At 65.5% G+C, this 15,023-nt stretch carries 13 protein-coding genes; 10 read left to right on the forward strand and 3 right to left on the reverse strand.

The genetic code is table 11. From position 1 onward, the window contains the following. Nucleotides 1–38 precede the first annotated feature (38 nt). Both F0Q04_RS03200 and F0Q04_RS03205 read left to right on the forward strand, forming a co-directional pair. Entirely contained in the window at nt 39–1,310 is a 1,272-nt protein-coding gene (locus F0Q04_RS03200) for a YeeE/YedE family protein (RefSeq protein ID WP_182344420.1), read from the forward strand. A 169-nt stretch (nt 1,311–1,479) separates the two neighbouring features. Next, a complete protein-coding gene (locus tag F0Q04_RS03205; protein WP_116925388.1) occupies nt 1,480–2,346 on the forward strand; it encodes a methylglyoxal synthase in 867 nt (288 codons plus the stop codon). 18 nt (nt 2,347–2,364) lie between these two features. Here the strand turns inward: F0Q04_RS03205 and F0Q04_RS03210 are convergent, their stop codons facing one another. Both F0Q04_RS03210 and F0Q04_RS03215 read right to left on the reverse strand, forming a co-directional pair. Further along, nucleotides 2,365–2,781 (reverse strand): VOC family protein, encoded by a 417-nt coding sequence (locus F0Q04_RS03210; RefSeq protein WP_116925389.1) that lies wholly within the window; start codon nt 2,779–2,781, stop codon nt 2,365–2,367. Between the two features lie 149 nt (nt 2,782–2,930). After that, nucleotides 2,931–4,538: an alkaline phosphatase D family protein gene (locus tag F0Q04_RS03215; protein WP_182344422.1), complete on the reverse strand. Its 1,608-nt coding sequence runs from the start codon at nt 4,536–4,538 to the stop codon at nt 2,931–2,933. A gap of 65 nt (nt 4,539–4,603) precedes the next feature. Here F0Q04_RS03215 and F0Q04_RS03220 point away from each other — a divergent pair, with 65 nt between their 5' ends. From F0Q04_RS03220 to F0Q04_RS03235, 4 genes are all read left to right on the forward strand, one after another. After that, nucleotides 4,604–4,753 carry a hypothetical protein gene (locus F0Q04_RS03220; RefSeq protein ID WP_182344423.1) on the forward strand — a complete coding sequence of 50 codons (150 nt, stop codon included), beginning with the start codon at nt 4,604–4,606 and terminating at the stop codon, nt 4,751–4,753. 91 nt (nt 4,754–4,844) lie between these two features. After that, on the forward strand, nt 4,845–6,206 hold the full coding sequence (locus F0Q04_RS03225; RefSeq protein WP_021024905.1) for an aspartate aminotransferase family protein: 1,362 nt from the start codon (nt 4,845–4,847) through the stop codon (nt 6,204–6,206). A gap of 109 nt (nt 6,207–6,315) precedes the next feature. Next, entirely contained in the window at nt 6,316–7,833 is a 1,518-nt protein-coding gene (locus tag F0Q04_RS03230; protein ID WP_021024904.1) for a CoA-acylating methylmalonate-semialdehyde dehydrogenase, read from the forward strand. An 89-nt stretch (nt 7,834–7,922) separates the two neighbouring features. Next, nucleotides 7,923–8,813, forward strand: coding sequence for an IclR family transcriptional regulator (locus F0Q04_RS03235; RefSeq protein WP_182344425.1), 891 nt, complete (start codon nt 7,923–7,925; stop codon nt 8,811–8,813). Nucleotides 8,814–8,874: 61 nt separating this feature from the next. On the opposite strand, the gene F0Q04_RS03240 is transcribed toward F0Q04_RS03235, so the two are convergent. Further along, entirely contained in the window at nt 8,875–10,128 is a 1,254-nt protein-coding gene (locus tag F0Q04_RS03240) for a Zn-dependent hydrolase (RefSeq protein ID WP_182344426.1), read from the reverse strand. Nucleotides 10,129–10,290: 162 nt separating this feature from the next. Between F0Q04_RS03240 and F0Q04_RS03245 the strand changes: the two genes are divergently transcribed. The 4 genes from F0Q04_RS03245 (at nt 10,291) to F0Q04_RS03260 (ending at nt 15,021) form a co-directional block, all read left to right on the forward strand. Next, entirely contained in the window at nt 10,291–11,961 is a 1,671-nt protein-coding gene (locus F0Q04_RS03245; protein ID WP_182344428.1) for an ABC transporter substrate-binding protein, read from the forward strand. Nucleotides 11,962–12,087: 126 nt separating this feature from the next. Further along, the gene (locus F0Q04_RS03250) at nt 12,088–13,038 is read left to right on the forward strand and encodes an ABC transporter permease (protein WP_182344430.1); all 951 of its coding nucleotides are present in this window, start codon (nt 12,088–12,090) and stop codon (nt 13,036–13,038) included. A 27-nt stretch (nt 13,039–13,065) separates the two neighbouring features. Beyond that, nucleotides 13,066–13,968, forward strand: a complete 903-nt coding sequence (locus F0Q04_RS03255; protein ID WP_116925396.1) for an ABC transporter permease — start codon at nt 13,066–13,068, stop codon at nt 13,966–13,968. A 3-nt stretch (nt 13,969–13,971) separates the two neighbouring features. Then, complete coding sequence (locus F0Q04_RS03260) at nt 13,972–15,021, forward strand: ABC transporter ATP-binding protein (protein WP_116925397.1); 1,050 nt, start codon at nt 13,972–13,974, stop codon at nt 15,019–15,021. Nucleotides 15,022–15,023: the final 2 nt, after the last annotated feature.

Genomic DNA, 15,023 nt, shown 5'->3' on the forward strand with positions numbered 1-15,023 from the left:
TGCCCGCCTAGCGCGGGCATTTTTTTGGATGGAATGCGATGACTGATTCCAGTGGGGGTTTGGGAGGTGCGGGCACTGCTGCCGGGCAGCGCGCGGCCGGGGGCATCAGTGCTTATTGGCAGCCGGTGACGGCGGCGGTATTGCTGCTGGCGCTGTGGCCCTTGCAGCAGGTCTTGCTGCAGCGCGATGGCGGGCGCACCCTGGTGTTTGCGCTGGCCATTGGACTGGCGCTGGGGGTGGTGCTGCAGCGCTCGCGCTTTTGCTTTTACTGCCATGCGCGCGATTGGCTGCAGCGCGATGACCCGCGCGGGATTTTGGCGATCATTCTGGCGCTGGCCGTGGGCGTCGTGGGCATGACCGTGGTGCAAAGCAGCTGGGTGCCCAACCCGCAGGCGGGGCAGCTGCCGCCCGATATGCACATTGGCCCGGTGAGCTGGGTGCTGGTGCTGGCCGGCCTGGCCTTTGGTGCGGGCATGCTGGTGTCGGGCTCCTGCATCAGCGCGCATTGGTACCGGCTGGCAGAGGGGTCGGCCGCATCGCCATTTGCACTGCTGGGCACGGCGCTGGGTTTTGCGCTGGGCTTTCAGACCTGGAACCCGCTCTACAGCCTGGCGGTGGCCGATGCGCCCGTCGTCTGGCTGCCGCAGCACCTGGGCTATGGCGGCGCGCTGCTATTGCAGCTGGGGGTGCTGGCGGCTTGGGCCGCCTGTGTGTGGCAGCGCCATGTGCAGCAGCGCCAGCGCAGTTTGCCGCTGCCTGCAGTACCCGCAACGGCTGCGCCGCGCAGCGTGACTGCGCTGTGGCGCAGCCTGTGGCAAGGGCGCTGGAACTATGCCCTGGGCGGCCTGCTGGTCGGCCTGATCGCTACCGCCGCCATTGTGCGCATGCGGCCTTTAGGCGTGACGGCCTTGTTGGGCAGCCAGGTGCGCGGCGCGCTGCAAGGCCAGGGCTGGGTGCCTGAGCGGCTCAATGGCTTGGATGGCTTTGCCGGCTGCGCCACCTTGCCGGCAGCCACCTGGGCCACGCCCAATGCGCTGGTGCTGCTGGGCCTGCTGGCCGGCGCGTTTATCGCCGCCTTTGCCAGCGGCCAGTTCCGCCCGCGCCTGCCTACCGGGCGTGATGCGGGCCGGGGATTGCTCGGCGGTGTGCTGCTGGGCTGGGGTGCTATGACGGGTATTGGCTGCACCGTGGGCACCTTGTTGTCCGGCGGCATGGCGGGTGCGCTGAGCGGCTGGGTGTTTGGCGTGGCCATGCTGCTGGTGCTGTGGCTGGGGTTCCGGTGGCAGACCTGGTGGGCGAGCCGGGCTTGATGGGGTAGGGTGCTCATGCCGGGTTAAAGCCGGTTGCTTGGCTGTGATCTGGTGGCTTGATGCTAGGGATTTGATAGTGCATTGAGCCCCTGCGCCAGTCGGCTGTCACACCCGAGCTGTGGTTTTGGCGCTATATTTCCACTCGCTTGCCACACCCACGGGATTGACCATGCTTTTAGGCCTTGCCGCCAACCGTTTGCACCACCAGAACGAAGATGCTGCGCTGTTCAGCTTTTTGCGCGCCTGCGAGCAGGGGATCCGGGAGCTGAACATCGGATTCCATGCGGTGGGCCGCACCTATGACGCGATTGCAGCGGCAGAAATGCTCAAAGGCCACAAGGGTATGGTGCGCTACCCCTATGGCCGCGAAGGCGGCCTGATGAAGCTGGTGGCCGAGGTCGTGGGCATGCCCGGTGACAACCGCGTGCTCGATGGCGCCATCTACCTGATCGATCCGGTGGACCCCTCGTCGATCTTCCCCGAGGCGCTGGCCTTGAAGCGCCAGTGCGTGATCCATGGCAAACCCTTTATCTCAACAGCAGCCAGTGCACGCGACTGGGTGGAGATGGAACGCATCCACGCCGGGCTGGCGCCCGACCGCCATGCCGACCGCCTGCACGACTATGGCAACCAAACCCTGGCGCTGATTGCGCATGATGCGATGAAGCCGGCGATGCTGGAGTTTTGCGAGCGCAATTTTGCGCTGCTCTCGCGCTACCGCCGCCGCGTGGGCACCGGCACCACCGGCCAAAAGCTCAACGAGCTGGCCTGGAGCAAGGGCTGGCCGGCTGACAAGCCCTGGGTGGACCGCTTCAACAGCGGCCCGCTGGGGGGTGACGCACAAATTGCCGACCTGGTGCTGGAGCGCCGCTGCCAGCGCGCGATCTTCTTTGAAGACCCGCATGTGGCCCGCCAGCATGAGGCCGATATCCAGCTGCTGGAGCGCGCGGTGACGACCGTCACCCAGGAGGTGGTGTGCATGACCTCGCCAGCGGTGGCTCAGCGCTGGTGCGATGCGGCCGTTAAGCGGGCGTAGGCACTCGCCTATCGGCGGTTAGTCTGCTTTTACCGTGTCAGTCACCTCGTTCGCGACCTCGATCAGGTTCTCATCGGGGTCGTAGAAATACAGCGATTGCAGCGTGGCCTGCGCACCCGTCGCGCGCACCGGCCCCTGCACGATGGCGACCTGCTCGCGCTGCAGGTGGGCGATGACATCGGCCAAGGGCATGCGGGTCAGAAAGCAGACATCGGCAGAGCCAGGGGTTGCATGCTTCACGTTCGGGTCGACGACATTACCGACCTCGTGCAGGTTGATTTTTTGCCGGCCAAAGTGCAGTGCATAACGGCCGGGCTTGAACTCCTGGGCCTCCATGCCCAGCACCCGCTCGTAAAAGGCAATGCTGCGCGGGATGCTGTGCACGGTGAGCACCAGGTGGTCCAGGGCATCGACCAGAGAGGTGGTGGTAGGCATAGGGCTTGCTCCAAAGGTGGATTCCAGGGGGCAGTATGCGCCCAAGCTGGGCGGTGCTCTGTGCTGCGCGTTGCAAGCGGTGCCCATGTCAAAAAGCCGCAGCGCCCCATGGCGTCTGCGGCTGGCCGTTATGGCGCGCGGCCCGTGGCTCAGGCCTGCTGGGGCGCCAGCGTCTTGGTGTAGAGCGCGGCGCCGTTGAGGTCCTTGAGCACCACGGTCAGCGCGCGGCTTTGGTGGTCGATATCGAGCTGGCCAAAGAACTGGTAGCCCTCGCTGGGGGCGGAGTTGGCCTTGGGTGGCGCCTTGTGAAAGACGACATCAAGGCCAAAGGTCTGGTCGGCCTCATTGGGGCCAAAGCCGCCGGCATTGAGGGGGCCGGAGACAAATTCCCAGAACGGTGCGAAATCCTTGAACTGCGCGCGCTCGGGGCTGTAGTGGTGGGCGGCGGTGTAGTGCACATCGGCGGTGAGCCACACCACGTTGTGGATGCCCGCGTCCTTGATGCCCGTCAACAGGCGCGCCATCTCCAGCTCGCGCCCCTTGGGCACGCCGTGCTCGCCATTGGCAATGGCCTCCCACTGGTCGCGGCCTTGGGCGTCCTTGCCGTCGGGCACAAACAGGCCGATGGGCATGTCGGCGGCAATCAGCTTCCAGGTGGCGGTGCTGGCCTTGAGGCCCGCCAGCAGCCAGTCGAGCTGGGGGCGGCCGAGGAAGTCGGTCTCGGCGCTTTCGGCGGCCTGCAGGTTGTGGCTGTTGGGGCCACGGTAGCTGCGCATATCCAGCACAAAGATATCGGCCAGCGGGCCTTGGGGCAGGTGGCGGTAGACGCGCTGCTGCTCGGCCGCGCCAAAGGGGCGCATGGGCGCGTATTCCATAAAGGCGCGGCGGCCCCGGGCCGTGAGCAGCTGCACATTCTTTTCGGTATAGCGCTTGTCGTTGGCCACGCTCTTGCTGTCCGAGTAGTTGTTGGTCACCTCATGGTCGTCCCACTGCCAGATCTGTGCGACTTCGCTGCCCAGCGCGCGCACGTTGCGGTCCATCAGGTTGTAGCGGTAGCGGCCCCGGTACTCGTCCAGCGTCTCGGCCACCTTGGCGACCTGGGGCGTGACCAGGTTCTTCCAGGTGCTGCCATCGGGCAGCGCGACGGTCTTGGCGATGGGGCCATCGGCATAGATGGTGTCGCCGCTGTGCAAAAACACATCGGGGTTGGCTTTGCGCATCTCGTCATAGATGCGCATGCCGCCGATGTCCTCGTTGATGCCAAAGCCCTGGCCGACGGTGTCGCCGCTCCACACCAGGCGAAAAGGGCGGGTGGCAGGGCCCTGGCTGGCCAGCGGGGTGCGAAAGTGCCCCAGCACCGCCGGGCTGCGGGTGTTGCTGCTGGCCAGGTCATCGAGCAGCACGCGGTAGAAGATGTCCTGCCCGGCGGGCAGGCCCTGCAGATCGACGCGGCCGGTGCCATCGGTATCGGGCAGCAGATCGGGCCCGCGCACCAGCGTGCTTTGGGCAAAGTGGCTGGTGGTGGACCATTCCACGCGCATGCGCGCCTCGCGGCTGGCCCGCGCCCAGACGATGGCGCTGTGGGCCAGCACATCACCGCTTTGCAGGCCCGACAGCAGCATCGGCCGCGCGGCATCCTGGGTGATGGCGGCGGGGGCCGTTTGCGCGCGCAGGATGCCGGGCAGCAGGCCCGTGCCGGCAATGGCGCTGGAAGAGAGCAGAAAGCGGCGGCGGGCGGAAGGGTCGTGGGAAGTCATGGTGGCGGTACCGGTGGCAGCAAAAAACGCCACGATAGCCAGGGCCTGTGACACCGGGATGAAGCATGAAACAGCGTGTTAACGCTTTCTTCTTCAACGATGAAAGCTATAGTATTAGTAGCATTTTCTATGCTGGACAGCAGCAGATGGAGCAACGGCTGGCTGCGTTTTGCGGGCTTGTGTGGACGGTATTACTTGCACAATTCAGCAAGTGAGCTTTGATATCTCATTCTTTGAATAAGCATCCGCGCACTCCACAATGGCGTATCAACACCGGTAGCCGCTAGGCGGATTCAAGGAGCAGACATGAGCTTTGTGCAGATTGACGATACGACGGGCAGCACGCAGCTGCGCACCGATGCGGCCTGGCTGGACGCACACTGGATGCCCTTTACCGGCAACCGCAACTTCAAGGCCAAGCCGCGCATGATCGTCAGCGGCCAGGGCGCCTACTACACCGATGCCGATGGCCGCAAGATTTTTGACGGCCTCTCGGGCCTGTGGTGCTCGGGCATTGGCCATGGCCGCAAGGAAGTGGCCGAGGCGATTGGCAAGGCGGCGCTGCAGCTCGATTACGCACCGGCTTTCCAGTTTGGCCACCCCGCCTCGTTTGCGCTGGCCAACAAGATCAAGGAACACACTCCAGCAGGCCTGGACCATGTGTTCTTCACCGGCTCGGGCTCGGAAGCGGCCGACACTTCGCTCAAGATGGTGCGCGCCTACTGGCGCTTGAAGGGCCAGGCCGGCAAGACGGTGCTGGTGGGCCGCGAGAAGGGCTACCACGGCGTGAACTACGGCGGCATCTCGGTGGGCGGCATTGCCGGCAACCGCAAGATGTTTGGCCAGGGCATTGTGGCCGACCACCTGCCCCACACCCAGCCACCGGCCGGCACCTTCCAGAAGGGCATGTCCGATGAAGGCGGCCGCGCGCTGGCCGACAAGCTGCTCGATGTGATCGCGCTGCATGACGCCAGCAATATCGCGGCGGTGATCGTCGAGCCGTTCTCGGGCTCGGCCGGCGTGGTGATCCCGCCCAAGGGCTACCTGGAGCGCATCCGCGAGATCTGCACGCAAAACGGCATTCTGCTGATTTTTGATGAGGTCATCACCGGCTTTGGCCGCTGCGGTGCCTGGACCGGTGCCGAAGCCTTTGGCGTGGTGCCCGACATCATGAACTTTGCCAAGCAGGTGACCAATGGCGCCCAGCCGCTGGGCGGCTGCGTGGTGACCAAGGAAATCTACGACACCTTCATGGCCGCAGGCGGCCCCGAGTACATGCTGGAGTTTGCCCACGGCTACACCTACTCGGCCCACCCGGTGGCCTGCGCGGCCGGTGTGGCTGTTATGGACATACTGGAAAAAGAAGACATGCCCGGCCGCGTCAAGGCGCTGGCGCCGTACTTTGAAAACGCTGTGCACAGCTTGAAGGGCGCCAAGCACATCGCCGACATCCGCAACTATGGCCTGGCTGCTGGCTTTACGATTGCCGCGCTGCCCGGCGAGCCGGCCAAGCGCCCCTATGAGATCGCAATGAAGTGCTGGGAAAAAGGCTTCTACGTGCGCTATGGTGGCGACACCATCCAGCTGGCGCCGCCCTTCATCAGCGAAAAGGCCGAGATCGACCGCCTGATCAACGCGCTGGGCGACGCGCTGGCTGAAACCAACTGATGGCGCGCCCCTGGCTGCTGGCGACGGTGACGCACCGGCCAGCAGCATTTTGCGTTCAGACCCGCGTTATTTCGCCCCCCATTTCGAGACATTTCCAAGAGAGACTTTGATGAACCACGACAAGAATGTGACGGCCACGGTAGGCCATTTGATCGACGGCAAGATCGTGCACGATGGCGGCCGCACGCAGCCGGTGTTCAACCCGGCGACGGGCCAATCGACGGTGAGCGTGGAGCTGGCCAGCAAGGCCACGGTGGAGGCAGCGATTGCCTCTGGCGAAAAGGCCTTCCCCGCCTGGCGCAATACGCCGCCGCTCAAGCGCGCGCGCATCATGGGCCAGCTCAAGGTGCTGCTGGAGCAGAACGCCGACAAGATCGCAGCGATGATCACCGCCGAGCACGGGAAGGTGCTGGCCGATGCGCATGGCGAGCTGCAACGCGGTATCGAGAACGTCGAGTTCGCCAGCTACGCGCCCGAGCTGCTCAAGGGCGAGCACAGCCGCAATGTGGGCCCCAATATCGACAGCTGGAGCGAGTTCCAGGCGCTGGGTGTGACGGCAGGCATCACGCCCTTCAACTTCCCCGCGATGGTGCCTTTGTGGATGTGGCCCATGGCCGTGGCCTGCGGCAATACCTTTGTGCTCAAGCCCTCCGAGCGCGATCCGACCAGCGCACTCTTCATTGCCCAGCTGGCGCAGGAGGCCGGCCTGCCACCGGGCGTGCTCAACGTCGTCAATGGTGACAAGGAAGCGGTCGACACCCTGCTGCATGACCCGCGCGTCAAGGCGGTGAGCTTTGTCGGATCGACCCCGATTGCCGAGTACATCTATGGCGAAGGCTGCAAGAGCGGCAAGCGCGTGCAGGCGCTGGGCGGTGCCAAGAACCATGCGGTGGTGATGCCCGATGCCGACATCAGCAACGCCGTGACCGCGATGATGGGCGCCGCCTACGGCAGCTGCGGCGAGCGCTGCATGGCCGTGCCGCTGGTGGTGGCCGTGGGCGACGAGGTGGCCGAGCAGATGATTGCCGGCCTGAGCGCCGAGATCGCCAAGATGAAGGTGGGCCCGGGCACCGACAACGGCAATGACATGGGTCCGCTGATCACCAAGCCGCATTTCGAGAAGGTCAAGGCCTATGTGGACAGCGGTGTGCAAGAGGGCGCCAAGCTGCTGATCGACGGGCGCAGCCTGCAGGTGGCAGGTCACGAGGAAGGCTACTTCCTGGGCCCCTGCCTGTTCGACAACGTGCGCCCCGGCATGAAGATCTACCAGGAAGAGATCTTTGGCCCGGTGCTGGGCATTGTGCGGGTCAAGACCTTGCAGGAGGCGATGGACCTGATCAACGCGCACGAGTACGGCAACGGCACCTGCATCTTCACCCGCGATGGGGAAGCGGCCCGCTACTTCAGCGACCACATTCTGGTGGGCATGGTCGGCATCAATGTGCCGCTGCCGGTACCTGTGGCCTACCACTCGTTTGGCGGCTGGAAGCGCAGCCTGTTTGGTGACCTGCACGCCTACGGGCCTGACGCCGTGCGCTTCTACACCAAGCGCAAGACCATCACCCAGCGCTGGCCCAGCGCCGGTGTGCGCGACGGCGCGGTGTTCAGCTTCCCCAGCAGCCGCTAATACCTGGATGCAGCCGCCCCGCGAAGGGCCAGGCTGCAAGTTGGTGCGTTTCTTGCGAAGGCTGAGGCATTGCCCCCAGCCTTTGCACCATGCGCACCAGCACCGCCCACCGCCGATCGTCGGACACCGCCGCTTCAGCCGAAGCCGCAGCCCGCAGCACCTCCCCCAGCACGCCACCGGCACACCCATCGGTGGCGGCTTTGTCTGAGCCCGCCTCCGACAGCCTGTTCAACCTCTCGCTGGCCAAGGGCCTGCAGGTGCTGTGTGCCTTCAATGCCGCGCACCGCAGCATGACCCTGGCCGAGATTGCGCAGGCTGCCGGCATGACCAAGGCCTCAGCCCAGCGCTCGGTGCATACCTTGCAGGCGCTGGGCTATATCGGCAAGCACCCGAGCACGCGGCGCTTTGTGCTGCTGCCGCGGGTGGTGGAGCTGGGCTTCAACTACCTGGAGGCGCACCCGATGATCAGCGCCGCCCACACCTATCTGGCGCAGCTGGCGCGGCAAAGCGGCGAGACGGCGACCCTGTCGGAGCCGGCGGGCACGCACATGGTCTACCTGGCCCAGGTGCTGACGACGCAGCACATCCCCGTGCTGACACCGGTGGGCACCCAGGTGCCGCTGTATGCCAGCAGCTGCGGGCGCGCCTACCTGAGCCAGCTGCCTGCGCCAGAGGCGCGCGCACTGCTGCAGCAGGCCCCGATGCCCGCGCGCACCCGCGCCACCTTGACGACGGTGGATGCCGTCATGGAGCGCCTGGCGCTGTGCCAGCAAACGGGCTATGCCACCAACTGCGAAGAGCTGTTTCTGGGCGACATGGGCATTGCCGCGCCGGTCTTCAATGCACGCGGCGTGGTCGTGGGTGCCATCCACCTGGCGCCGCCCACCAGCCGCTGGAACATGGCCGATGCCCAGCAGGCGCTGGCGCCGCTGGTGATTGAATGCGCGCGGGCAGTGTCGCAGCTATTGCCGGCTGACTAAAAAACGCGGAGCCCGAGCGCTCCACGTTCTTCTACCGCTTTGATGGCCTTTCAGCGCCGTATCAGGCTACACCGGCATGCGCCAGCATCGCATGCAGCAGCACATTGCAGCCAGCGGCCAGGTGCTCGGATTTGGCGTCCTCGATCTCGTTGTGGCTAATGCCATCCTTGCAGGGCACAAAGATCATCGCGGTGGGCGCCACGCTGTGTACATAGACGGCGTCATGGCCGGCGCCGCTGACGACCTCCATGTGGTCATAGCCCAAGGTGTCGGCCGCGCCACGCACGCTGGCCACGCAGTCGGGGTGGAAGATGCAGGGCGCAAAGCGCACCACCTGGTCGATGGCCACCTCGCACTGGCACTGGGCAGCGAGGCGCGCAAACTCGGTGCGCATGGCGGCGTCCATCCCATCCAGCCCTGCTTGCGAGAGGTTGCGAAAGTCGACGCTGAACTTGACCTGGCCGGGGATCACATTGCGGGAGTTGGGCAGCACCTGCAGATGGCCGACGGTGCCGCGCCCGTGCGGCGCCTGGTCCAGTGCAATGCGGTTGACGGCATCGACCATGCGGGCGGCGGCGAGCATCGCGTCATGGCGCAGGTTCATTGGCGTGGGGCCGGCATGGGCGTCCATGCCAGTGACGGTCACGTCATACCACTGCTGGCCCAGCGCGCCGCTGACGATGCCAATCGGCTTGTCATAGGCTTCCAGCACCGGGCCTTGCTCGATATGCGCCTCAAAGTAAGCGGCAAACGCGCCACCGGGCACATCACCGCAGGCCACATCGCCCAGGTAGCCGATGCGGGCCAGCTCAGCGCCCACGGTGAGGCCTGCACCATCTTGTTGCGAGCGGATGTGGTCTGCACCAAAAATTCCCGCAAATGCACCAGAGCCCATCATCACCGGCGTGAAGCGCGTGCCCTCCTCGTTCATCCAGAAGGCCACTTCCAGCGGCGCAACGGTCTGGATGCCATGGCTGTTGAGCGTGCGCATCACCTCCAGCCCGGCGAGCACGCCGTAGTTGCCATCGAACTTGCCTCCGGTGGGCTGGGTGTCGATATGGCTGCCGGTGGCCACGGCGCGTGCCTGCGGATCGGTGCCGGGGCGGCGGCCAAACACATTGCCCACTTCGTCCACACGCACCTGCAGGCCTGCGTCGCGGAACCACTGCACCACCTGGTCGCGGCCGGCCTTGTCCTCGTCGGTCAAGGCGATGCGGCAGACACCGCCCTTGGGCGTGGCCCCTATCTGGGCGAGGTCCATCAGCGATTGCCAGAGGCGGTTTTCATCAATGCGCAGGTGGTCTATTGGGGTCATGCGGGTACTCCTGGGTTGAGGCGAACAATGCGCAGAGCGTTCGCATAAAGCATGCCAAAAATATCGATGAATCAAACACTTGTATCGATTATCGATATGTGTGATGTGGCACGCAGCTTGCTTTGGACTTGTCATCCCCCCACTCCTTGGAAAGGTCCTGTGATGCAAGCGTCTTCCGGTTTCTCCGTCTCCCGTCCCGCGCTCAAAAGCCTGGCTCTGGCTGTCACCCTGGCGCTGGGCGCGGGTGCTGCCATGGCCCAGGAAAAGGTGCTGCGCATTGCGATGACTGCGGGCGATATCCCGCGCACCTCGGGCCAGCCCGACCAGGGTTTTGAGGGCAACCGTTTTACCGGCATTCCGATGTATGACGCGCTGACCCAGTGGGACCTGAGCAAGGCCGACAAGCCCAGCGAGCTGGTGCCGGGCCTGGCGCTGTCCTGGGAGGTGGATGCCAAGGACAAGACCAAGTGGCTGTTCAAGCTGCGCCCCGGCGTCAAGTTCCACGATGGCAGCGCCTTCACGGCCGATGCCGTGGTCTGGAACGTGAACAAGGTGCTGGACAAGGAGGCCGAGCAGTTTGACCCGGCCCAGGTGGGCGTGACTGCCTCGCGCATGCCCACGCTCAAGTCCGCCAAGAAGATCGATGACCTGACCGTCGAGCTGACCACCACCGAGCCCGATTCCTTCTTGCCGATCAACCTGAGCAATCTGTTCATGGCCTCGCCCGCGCACTGGGCCAAGAAGCTGGCTGCAGTGCCGGCCTCCGTCAGCGGCAAGGCCGAGCGCAGCAAGGCCGCCTGGACGGCGTTTGCCGCCGACCCCTCGGGCACCGGCCCCTTCAAGGGCGCACGCCTGGTGCCGCGCGAGCGCTTCGAGATGGTCAAGAACAGCAGCTACTGGGACCCCAAGCGTACGCCGACCATCGACAAGGTGGTGCTGCTGCCGCTGCCCGAGGCCAACTCGCGCACTGCCGCGCTGATGAGCGGCCAGGTGGACTGGATCGAGGCGCCGGCGCCCGATGCGCTCGATGCCATCAAGGCACGCGGCTTCAAGGTCTACGCCAACCTGCAACCCCACATCTGGCCTTGGCAGTTTTCGTTTGTCGAGGGCTCGCCCTGGTTGGATAAGCGCGTGCGCCATGCCGCCAACCTCTGCGTGGACCGCGCCAGCATGAAGCAGCTCTTGAATGGCCAGATGGAGCCGGCTACCGGCATCTTTGAGCCCGGCCACCCCTGGCGCGGCAGCCCCAGCTTCCAGATCAAGTACGACGTGAAGGCCGCGCAGGCGCTGATGACGCAGGCCGGTTTCAGCGCCAGCAAGCCGATCAAGGTGAAGATCCAGACCTCCGCGTCGGGCTCGGGCCAGATGCAGCCGCTGCCGATGAACGAGTTCATCCAGCAGAACCTCAAGGAATGCTTCTTTGATGTGGAGTTCGACGTGGTGGAGTGGAACACGCTGTTCTCCGGCTGGCGCCTGGGCGCCAAGGACCCGGGCGCCAACAAGGCCAGTGCGACCAATGTGACGGCCGCCACCATGGACCCCTTCTTTGCGATGGTGCGCTTTGTCAGCACCAAGTCCTTCCCGCCGCTGTCCAACAACTGGGGCTTCTACAGCAACAAGCAGGTCGATGCGGTGGTGGACAAGGCCCGCACCACCTTTGATGCCAAGGAGCGCGACAAGGCCCTGGCCGAGCTGCACACCCTGGTGGTCGATGAGTCGCCCTTCCTGTTTGTGGCCCACGATGTGGGCCCACGCGCCATGTCGGCCAAGGTTGGCCATGTGGTGCAGCCGCAAAGCTGGTTCATCGATATCGCAACGATGACGATGAAGTAAGCCGGGCGTCCCCGGGCATGCAGACCGGTGCTGAGACATCGCTGCATGCCGGGCGCAGGCCGATGGCCCAACCCGCCAGTGCGACCCCGCATGGTCCGCTTCTCCCCCACGAACCTCTGATCCGCCATGCTTGCCTACCTGTTCAGACGCATTGTCTACACCCTGCCCATCATGCTGGGCGTGGCCCTGCTGTGCTTTGCCCTGGTGCATATCGCGCCCGGCGACCCTCTGGTGTCGGTCTTGCCCGCCGATGCATCGGCCGAGCTGCAGGCCCAGATGCGCGAGCTCTATGGCTTTAACCGGCCGCTGCCCGAGCAGTTTCTGCGCTGGGTCTGGCGCGCGCTGCAGGGCGATCTGGGCCAGTCGATTGCCACCAGCCGGCCGGTGACCACCGAGGTGATGGCCGCCGTGGTCAACACCTTGCGCCTGGCCGTGGTGGCGACCTTGATCGGCTTTGTGCTGGGCAGCCTGTTTGGCTTTGTGGCGGGCTATTTCCGCAACTCCTGGGTGGACCGCAGCTGCTCGATGCTGTCGATGCTGGGCGTCAGCGTGCCGCACTACTGGCTGGGCATGGTGATGGTGATCGTCTTCTCATCGCAGCTGATGTGGCTGCCCGCGACGGGCGCGGGGCCGGGTGGCTCGGGCGACTGGGCCTGGGACTGGGCGCATGTGCAGTTCATGATCCTGCCGGCCATCACCATGTCGGTGATCCCCATGGGCATCATTGCGCGCACGGTGCGGGCGCTGGTGGCTGAGCTGCTGGACCAGGAGTTCATCCTCGGCCTCAAGGCCAAGGGCCTGGGCCATCTGGGCATCTTCCGCCATGTGCTCAAAGATGCAGCGCCCACGGCGCTGGCGGTGATGGGCCTGCAGCTGGGCTACCTGCTGGGCGGCTCCATCCTGATCGAGACCGTGTTCTCCTGGCCGGGCACCGGCTTTTTGCTCAACCAGGCCATCTTCCAGCGCGATCTGCCGCTGCTGCAGGGCTCCATCCTGGTGCTGGCCGTTTTCTTTGTGCTGCTCAACCTCATCATCGACGTGGTGCAGACCTTGCTCGATCCCCGCATCGCCCGCTGAGCGCAGATTTCTGGAGGTTCCGTCCCCATGACCAGTCTTTCCCTTCCCGATGCAGCAGCGGCCCAGGTGCAGCCGCTGCCGGCCCAGCGCTCACGCGGCTATTGGTCCTCGGTGCTGCAGCGCCTGCTGCGCGACCCGGTGGCCATGGGCGCGGCCGCCGTCATTGTGCTGCTGATTGTGGTGGCGGCGCTGGCGCCCTGGATCACGCCGTCCGACCCCTACCTGGCCTCCATGCTCAAGCGGCTCAAGCCCATCGGCACCGCGGGCCTGCCACTGGGCAGCGATGAGCTGGGCCGCGACATGCTCTCGCGCCTGATGATGGGCGCACGCCTGTCGCTGTTCATGGGCATCACCCCGGTGCTGTTGGCCTTTGTGATTGGCACGGGTATCGGCATTGTGGCCGGCTACGCGGGGGGGCGCACCAACACGGTGATCATGCGCACCATCGATGTGTTCTATGCCTTCCCCTCGGTGCTGCTGGCCATTGCGCTGTCGGGTGCGCTGGGCGCGGGCATCTTCAACTCGCTGGTGTCGCTGACGATTGTCTTTATCCCGCAGATCGCCCGCGTGGCCGAGAGCGTGACGGCCCAGGCCCGCAACCGCGACTATGTGGAGGCCGCGCGCGCCACCGGGGCCAGCGCCTTCACCATCGTGCGCGTGCATGTGCTGGGCAATGTGCTGGGCCCCATCTTTGTCTACGCCACCAGCCTGATTGCGGTGTCGATGATCCTGGCCTCGGGCCTGTCGTTTCTGGGCCTGGGTGTGAAGCCGCCCGAGCCCGAATGGGGCCTGATGCTCAACACCTTGCGCACGGCGATCTACACCCAGCCCTGGGTGGCGGCCTTGCCGGGGCTGATGATCTTCATCACCTCCATCTCCTTCAATCTGCTCTCCGATGGCCTGCGCACGGCCATGGACAACAAGGGGTAAGCCATGCTCCAGCCTTCTTCTCTGAACCCGGCTGCCACCCTGGCCGCCGATGTGGGTGGCCCGGCCCAGCCGCTGCTGACGGTGCGCGGGTTGACCAAGCATTTCCCGCTCAAGCAAGGCAAGCTGGTGCGCGCGGTCGATGGTGTCGATTTCGAGGTGCTCAAGGGCGAGACCCTGGGCGTGGTGGGCGAGTCCGGTTGCGGCAAGTCGACCACGGCGCGCCTGTTGATGCACCTGATGGACCCGACCGCCGGCGAGCTGGTGTTCGATGGCCGCACGGTGGGCTCGCGGGATTTGAGCCTCAAGGAGTTTCGCCGCCAGGTGCAGATGGTTTTCCAGGACAGCTATGCCTCGCTCAACCCGCGCCTGACCATCGAGGACTCGATCGCCTTTGGCCCGCAGGTGCATGGCGTCTCGCGCAAGGAGGCGGTCGCCCGCGCGCACCATTTGATGGACCGGGTGGGCCTGGCGCCGGCCCGCTTTGCGGAGCGCTACCCGCATGAGCTCTCGGGCGGCCAGCGCCAGCGCATCAACATTGCGCGCGCGCTGGCCTTGCAGCCGCGCATGGTGATCCTGGATGAAGCCGTCTCGGCGCTCGACAAATCGGTCGAGGCCCAGGTGCTGAACCTGCTGGCCGATCTGAAGCGTGAGTTTGGCCTGACCTATGTCTTCATCAGCCATGACCTGGGCGTCGTGCACTACATCAGCGACCGGGTGATGGTGATGTACCTCGGCCAGGTGGCCGAGATCGGCCCGTCGGATGCGCTATTTGCCGCGCCGGCCCACCCCTACACCAAGGCCTTGCTGTCGTCGGTGCCGTCGATGGACCCGAGCCACCGCACCCTGGTGGCCCCGCTGGCGGGTGACCCGCCCAACCCCATCAACCCGCCCACGGGTTGCCGCTTTCACCCGCGCTGCCCCCTGGCGGCGCCGGTCTGCGCCCAGGCCGCGCCGGCCGTCACCCCGGTGCAGCTGCACCATGCCGCGCGCTGCCTGGTGCATGAGCCCGGCAGTGGCCACCCCCTGGCCGCCGCTGCTGCGCTGGCCGCCTGAAC

Source organism: Comamonas koreensis, assembly GCF_014076495.1.
GTDB lineage: Bacteria > Pseudomonadota > Gammaproteobacteria > Burkholderiales > Burkholderiaceae_C > Comamonas > Comamonas squillarum.

What these genes read in the sequence shown, in the direction of transcription:
- F0Q04_RS03215 (WP_182344422.1), bottom strand. Translation starts at nt 4,538, where the DNA reads ATGACTTCCCACGACCCTTCCGCCCGCCGCCGCTTTCTGCTCTCTTCC.
- F0Q04_RS03260 (WP_116925397.1), top strand. Translation starts at nt 13,972, where the DNA reads ATGCTCCAGCCTTCTTCTCTGAACCCGGCTGCCACCCTGGCCGCCGAT.
- F0Q04_RS03235 (WP_182344425.1), top strand. Translation starts at nt 7,923, where the DNA reads ATGCGCACCAGCACCGCCCACCGCCGATCGTCGGACACCGCCGCTTCA.
- F0Q04_RS03250 (WP_182344430.1), top strand. Translation starts at nt 12,088, where the DNA reads ATGCTTGCCTACCTGTTCAGACGCATTGTCTACACCCTGCCCATCATG.
- F0Q04_RS03230 (WP_021024904.1), top strand. Translation starts at nt 6,316, where the DNA reads ATGAACCACGACAAGAATGTGACGGCCACGGTAGGCCATTTGATCGAC.
- F0Q04_RS03205 (WP_116925388.1), top strand. Translation starts at nt 1,480, where the DNA reads ATGCTTTTAGGCCTTGCCGCCAACCGTTTGCACCACCAGAACGAAGAT.
- F0Q04_RS03220 (WP_182344423.1), top strand. Translation starts at nt 4,604, where the DNA reads ATGAAACAGCGTGTTAACGCTTTCTTCTTCAACGATGAAAGCTATAGT.
- F0Q04_RS03255 (WP_116925396.1), top strand. Translation starts at nt 13,066, where the DNA reads ATGACCAGTCTTTCCCTTCCCGATGCAGCAGCGGCCCAGGTGCAGCCG.
- F0Q04_RS03240 (WP_182344426.1), bottom strand. Translation starts at nt 10,128, where the DNA reads ATGACCCCAATAGACCACCTGCGCATTGATGAAAACCGCCTCTGGCAA.
- F0Q04_RS03210 (WP_116925389.1), bottom strand. Translation starts at nt 2,781, where the DNA reads ATGCCTACCACCACCTCTCTGGTCGATGCCCTGGACCACCTGGTGCTC.
- F0Q04_RS03200 (WP_182344420.1), top strand. Translation starts at nt 39, where the DNA reads ATGACTGATTCCAGTGGGGGTTTGGGAGGTGCGGGCACTGCTGCCGGG.
- F0Q04_RS03225 (WP_021024905.1), top strand. Translation starts at nt 4,845, where the DNA reads ATGAGCTTTGTGCAGATTGACGATACGACGGGCAGCACGCAGCTGCGC.
- F0Q04_RS03245 (WP_182344428.1), top strand. Translation starts at nt 10,291, where the DNA reads ATGCAAGCGTCTTCCGGTTTCTCCGTCTCCCGTCCCGCGCTCAAAAGC.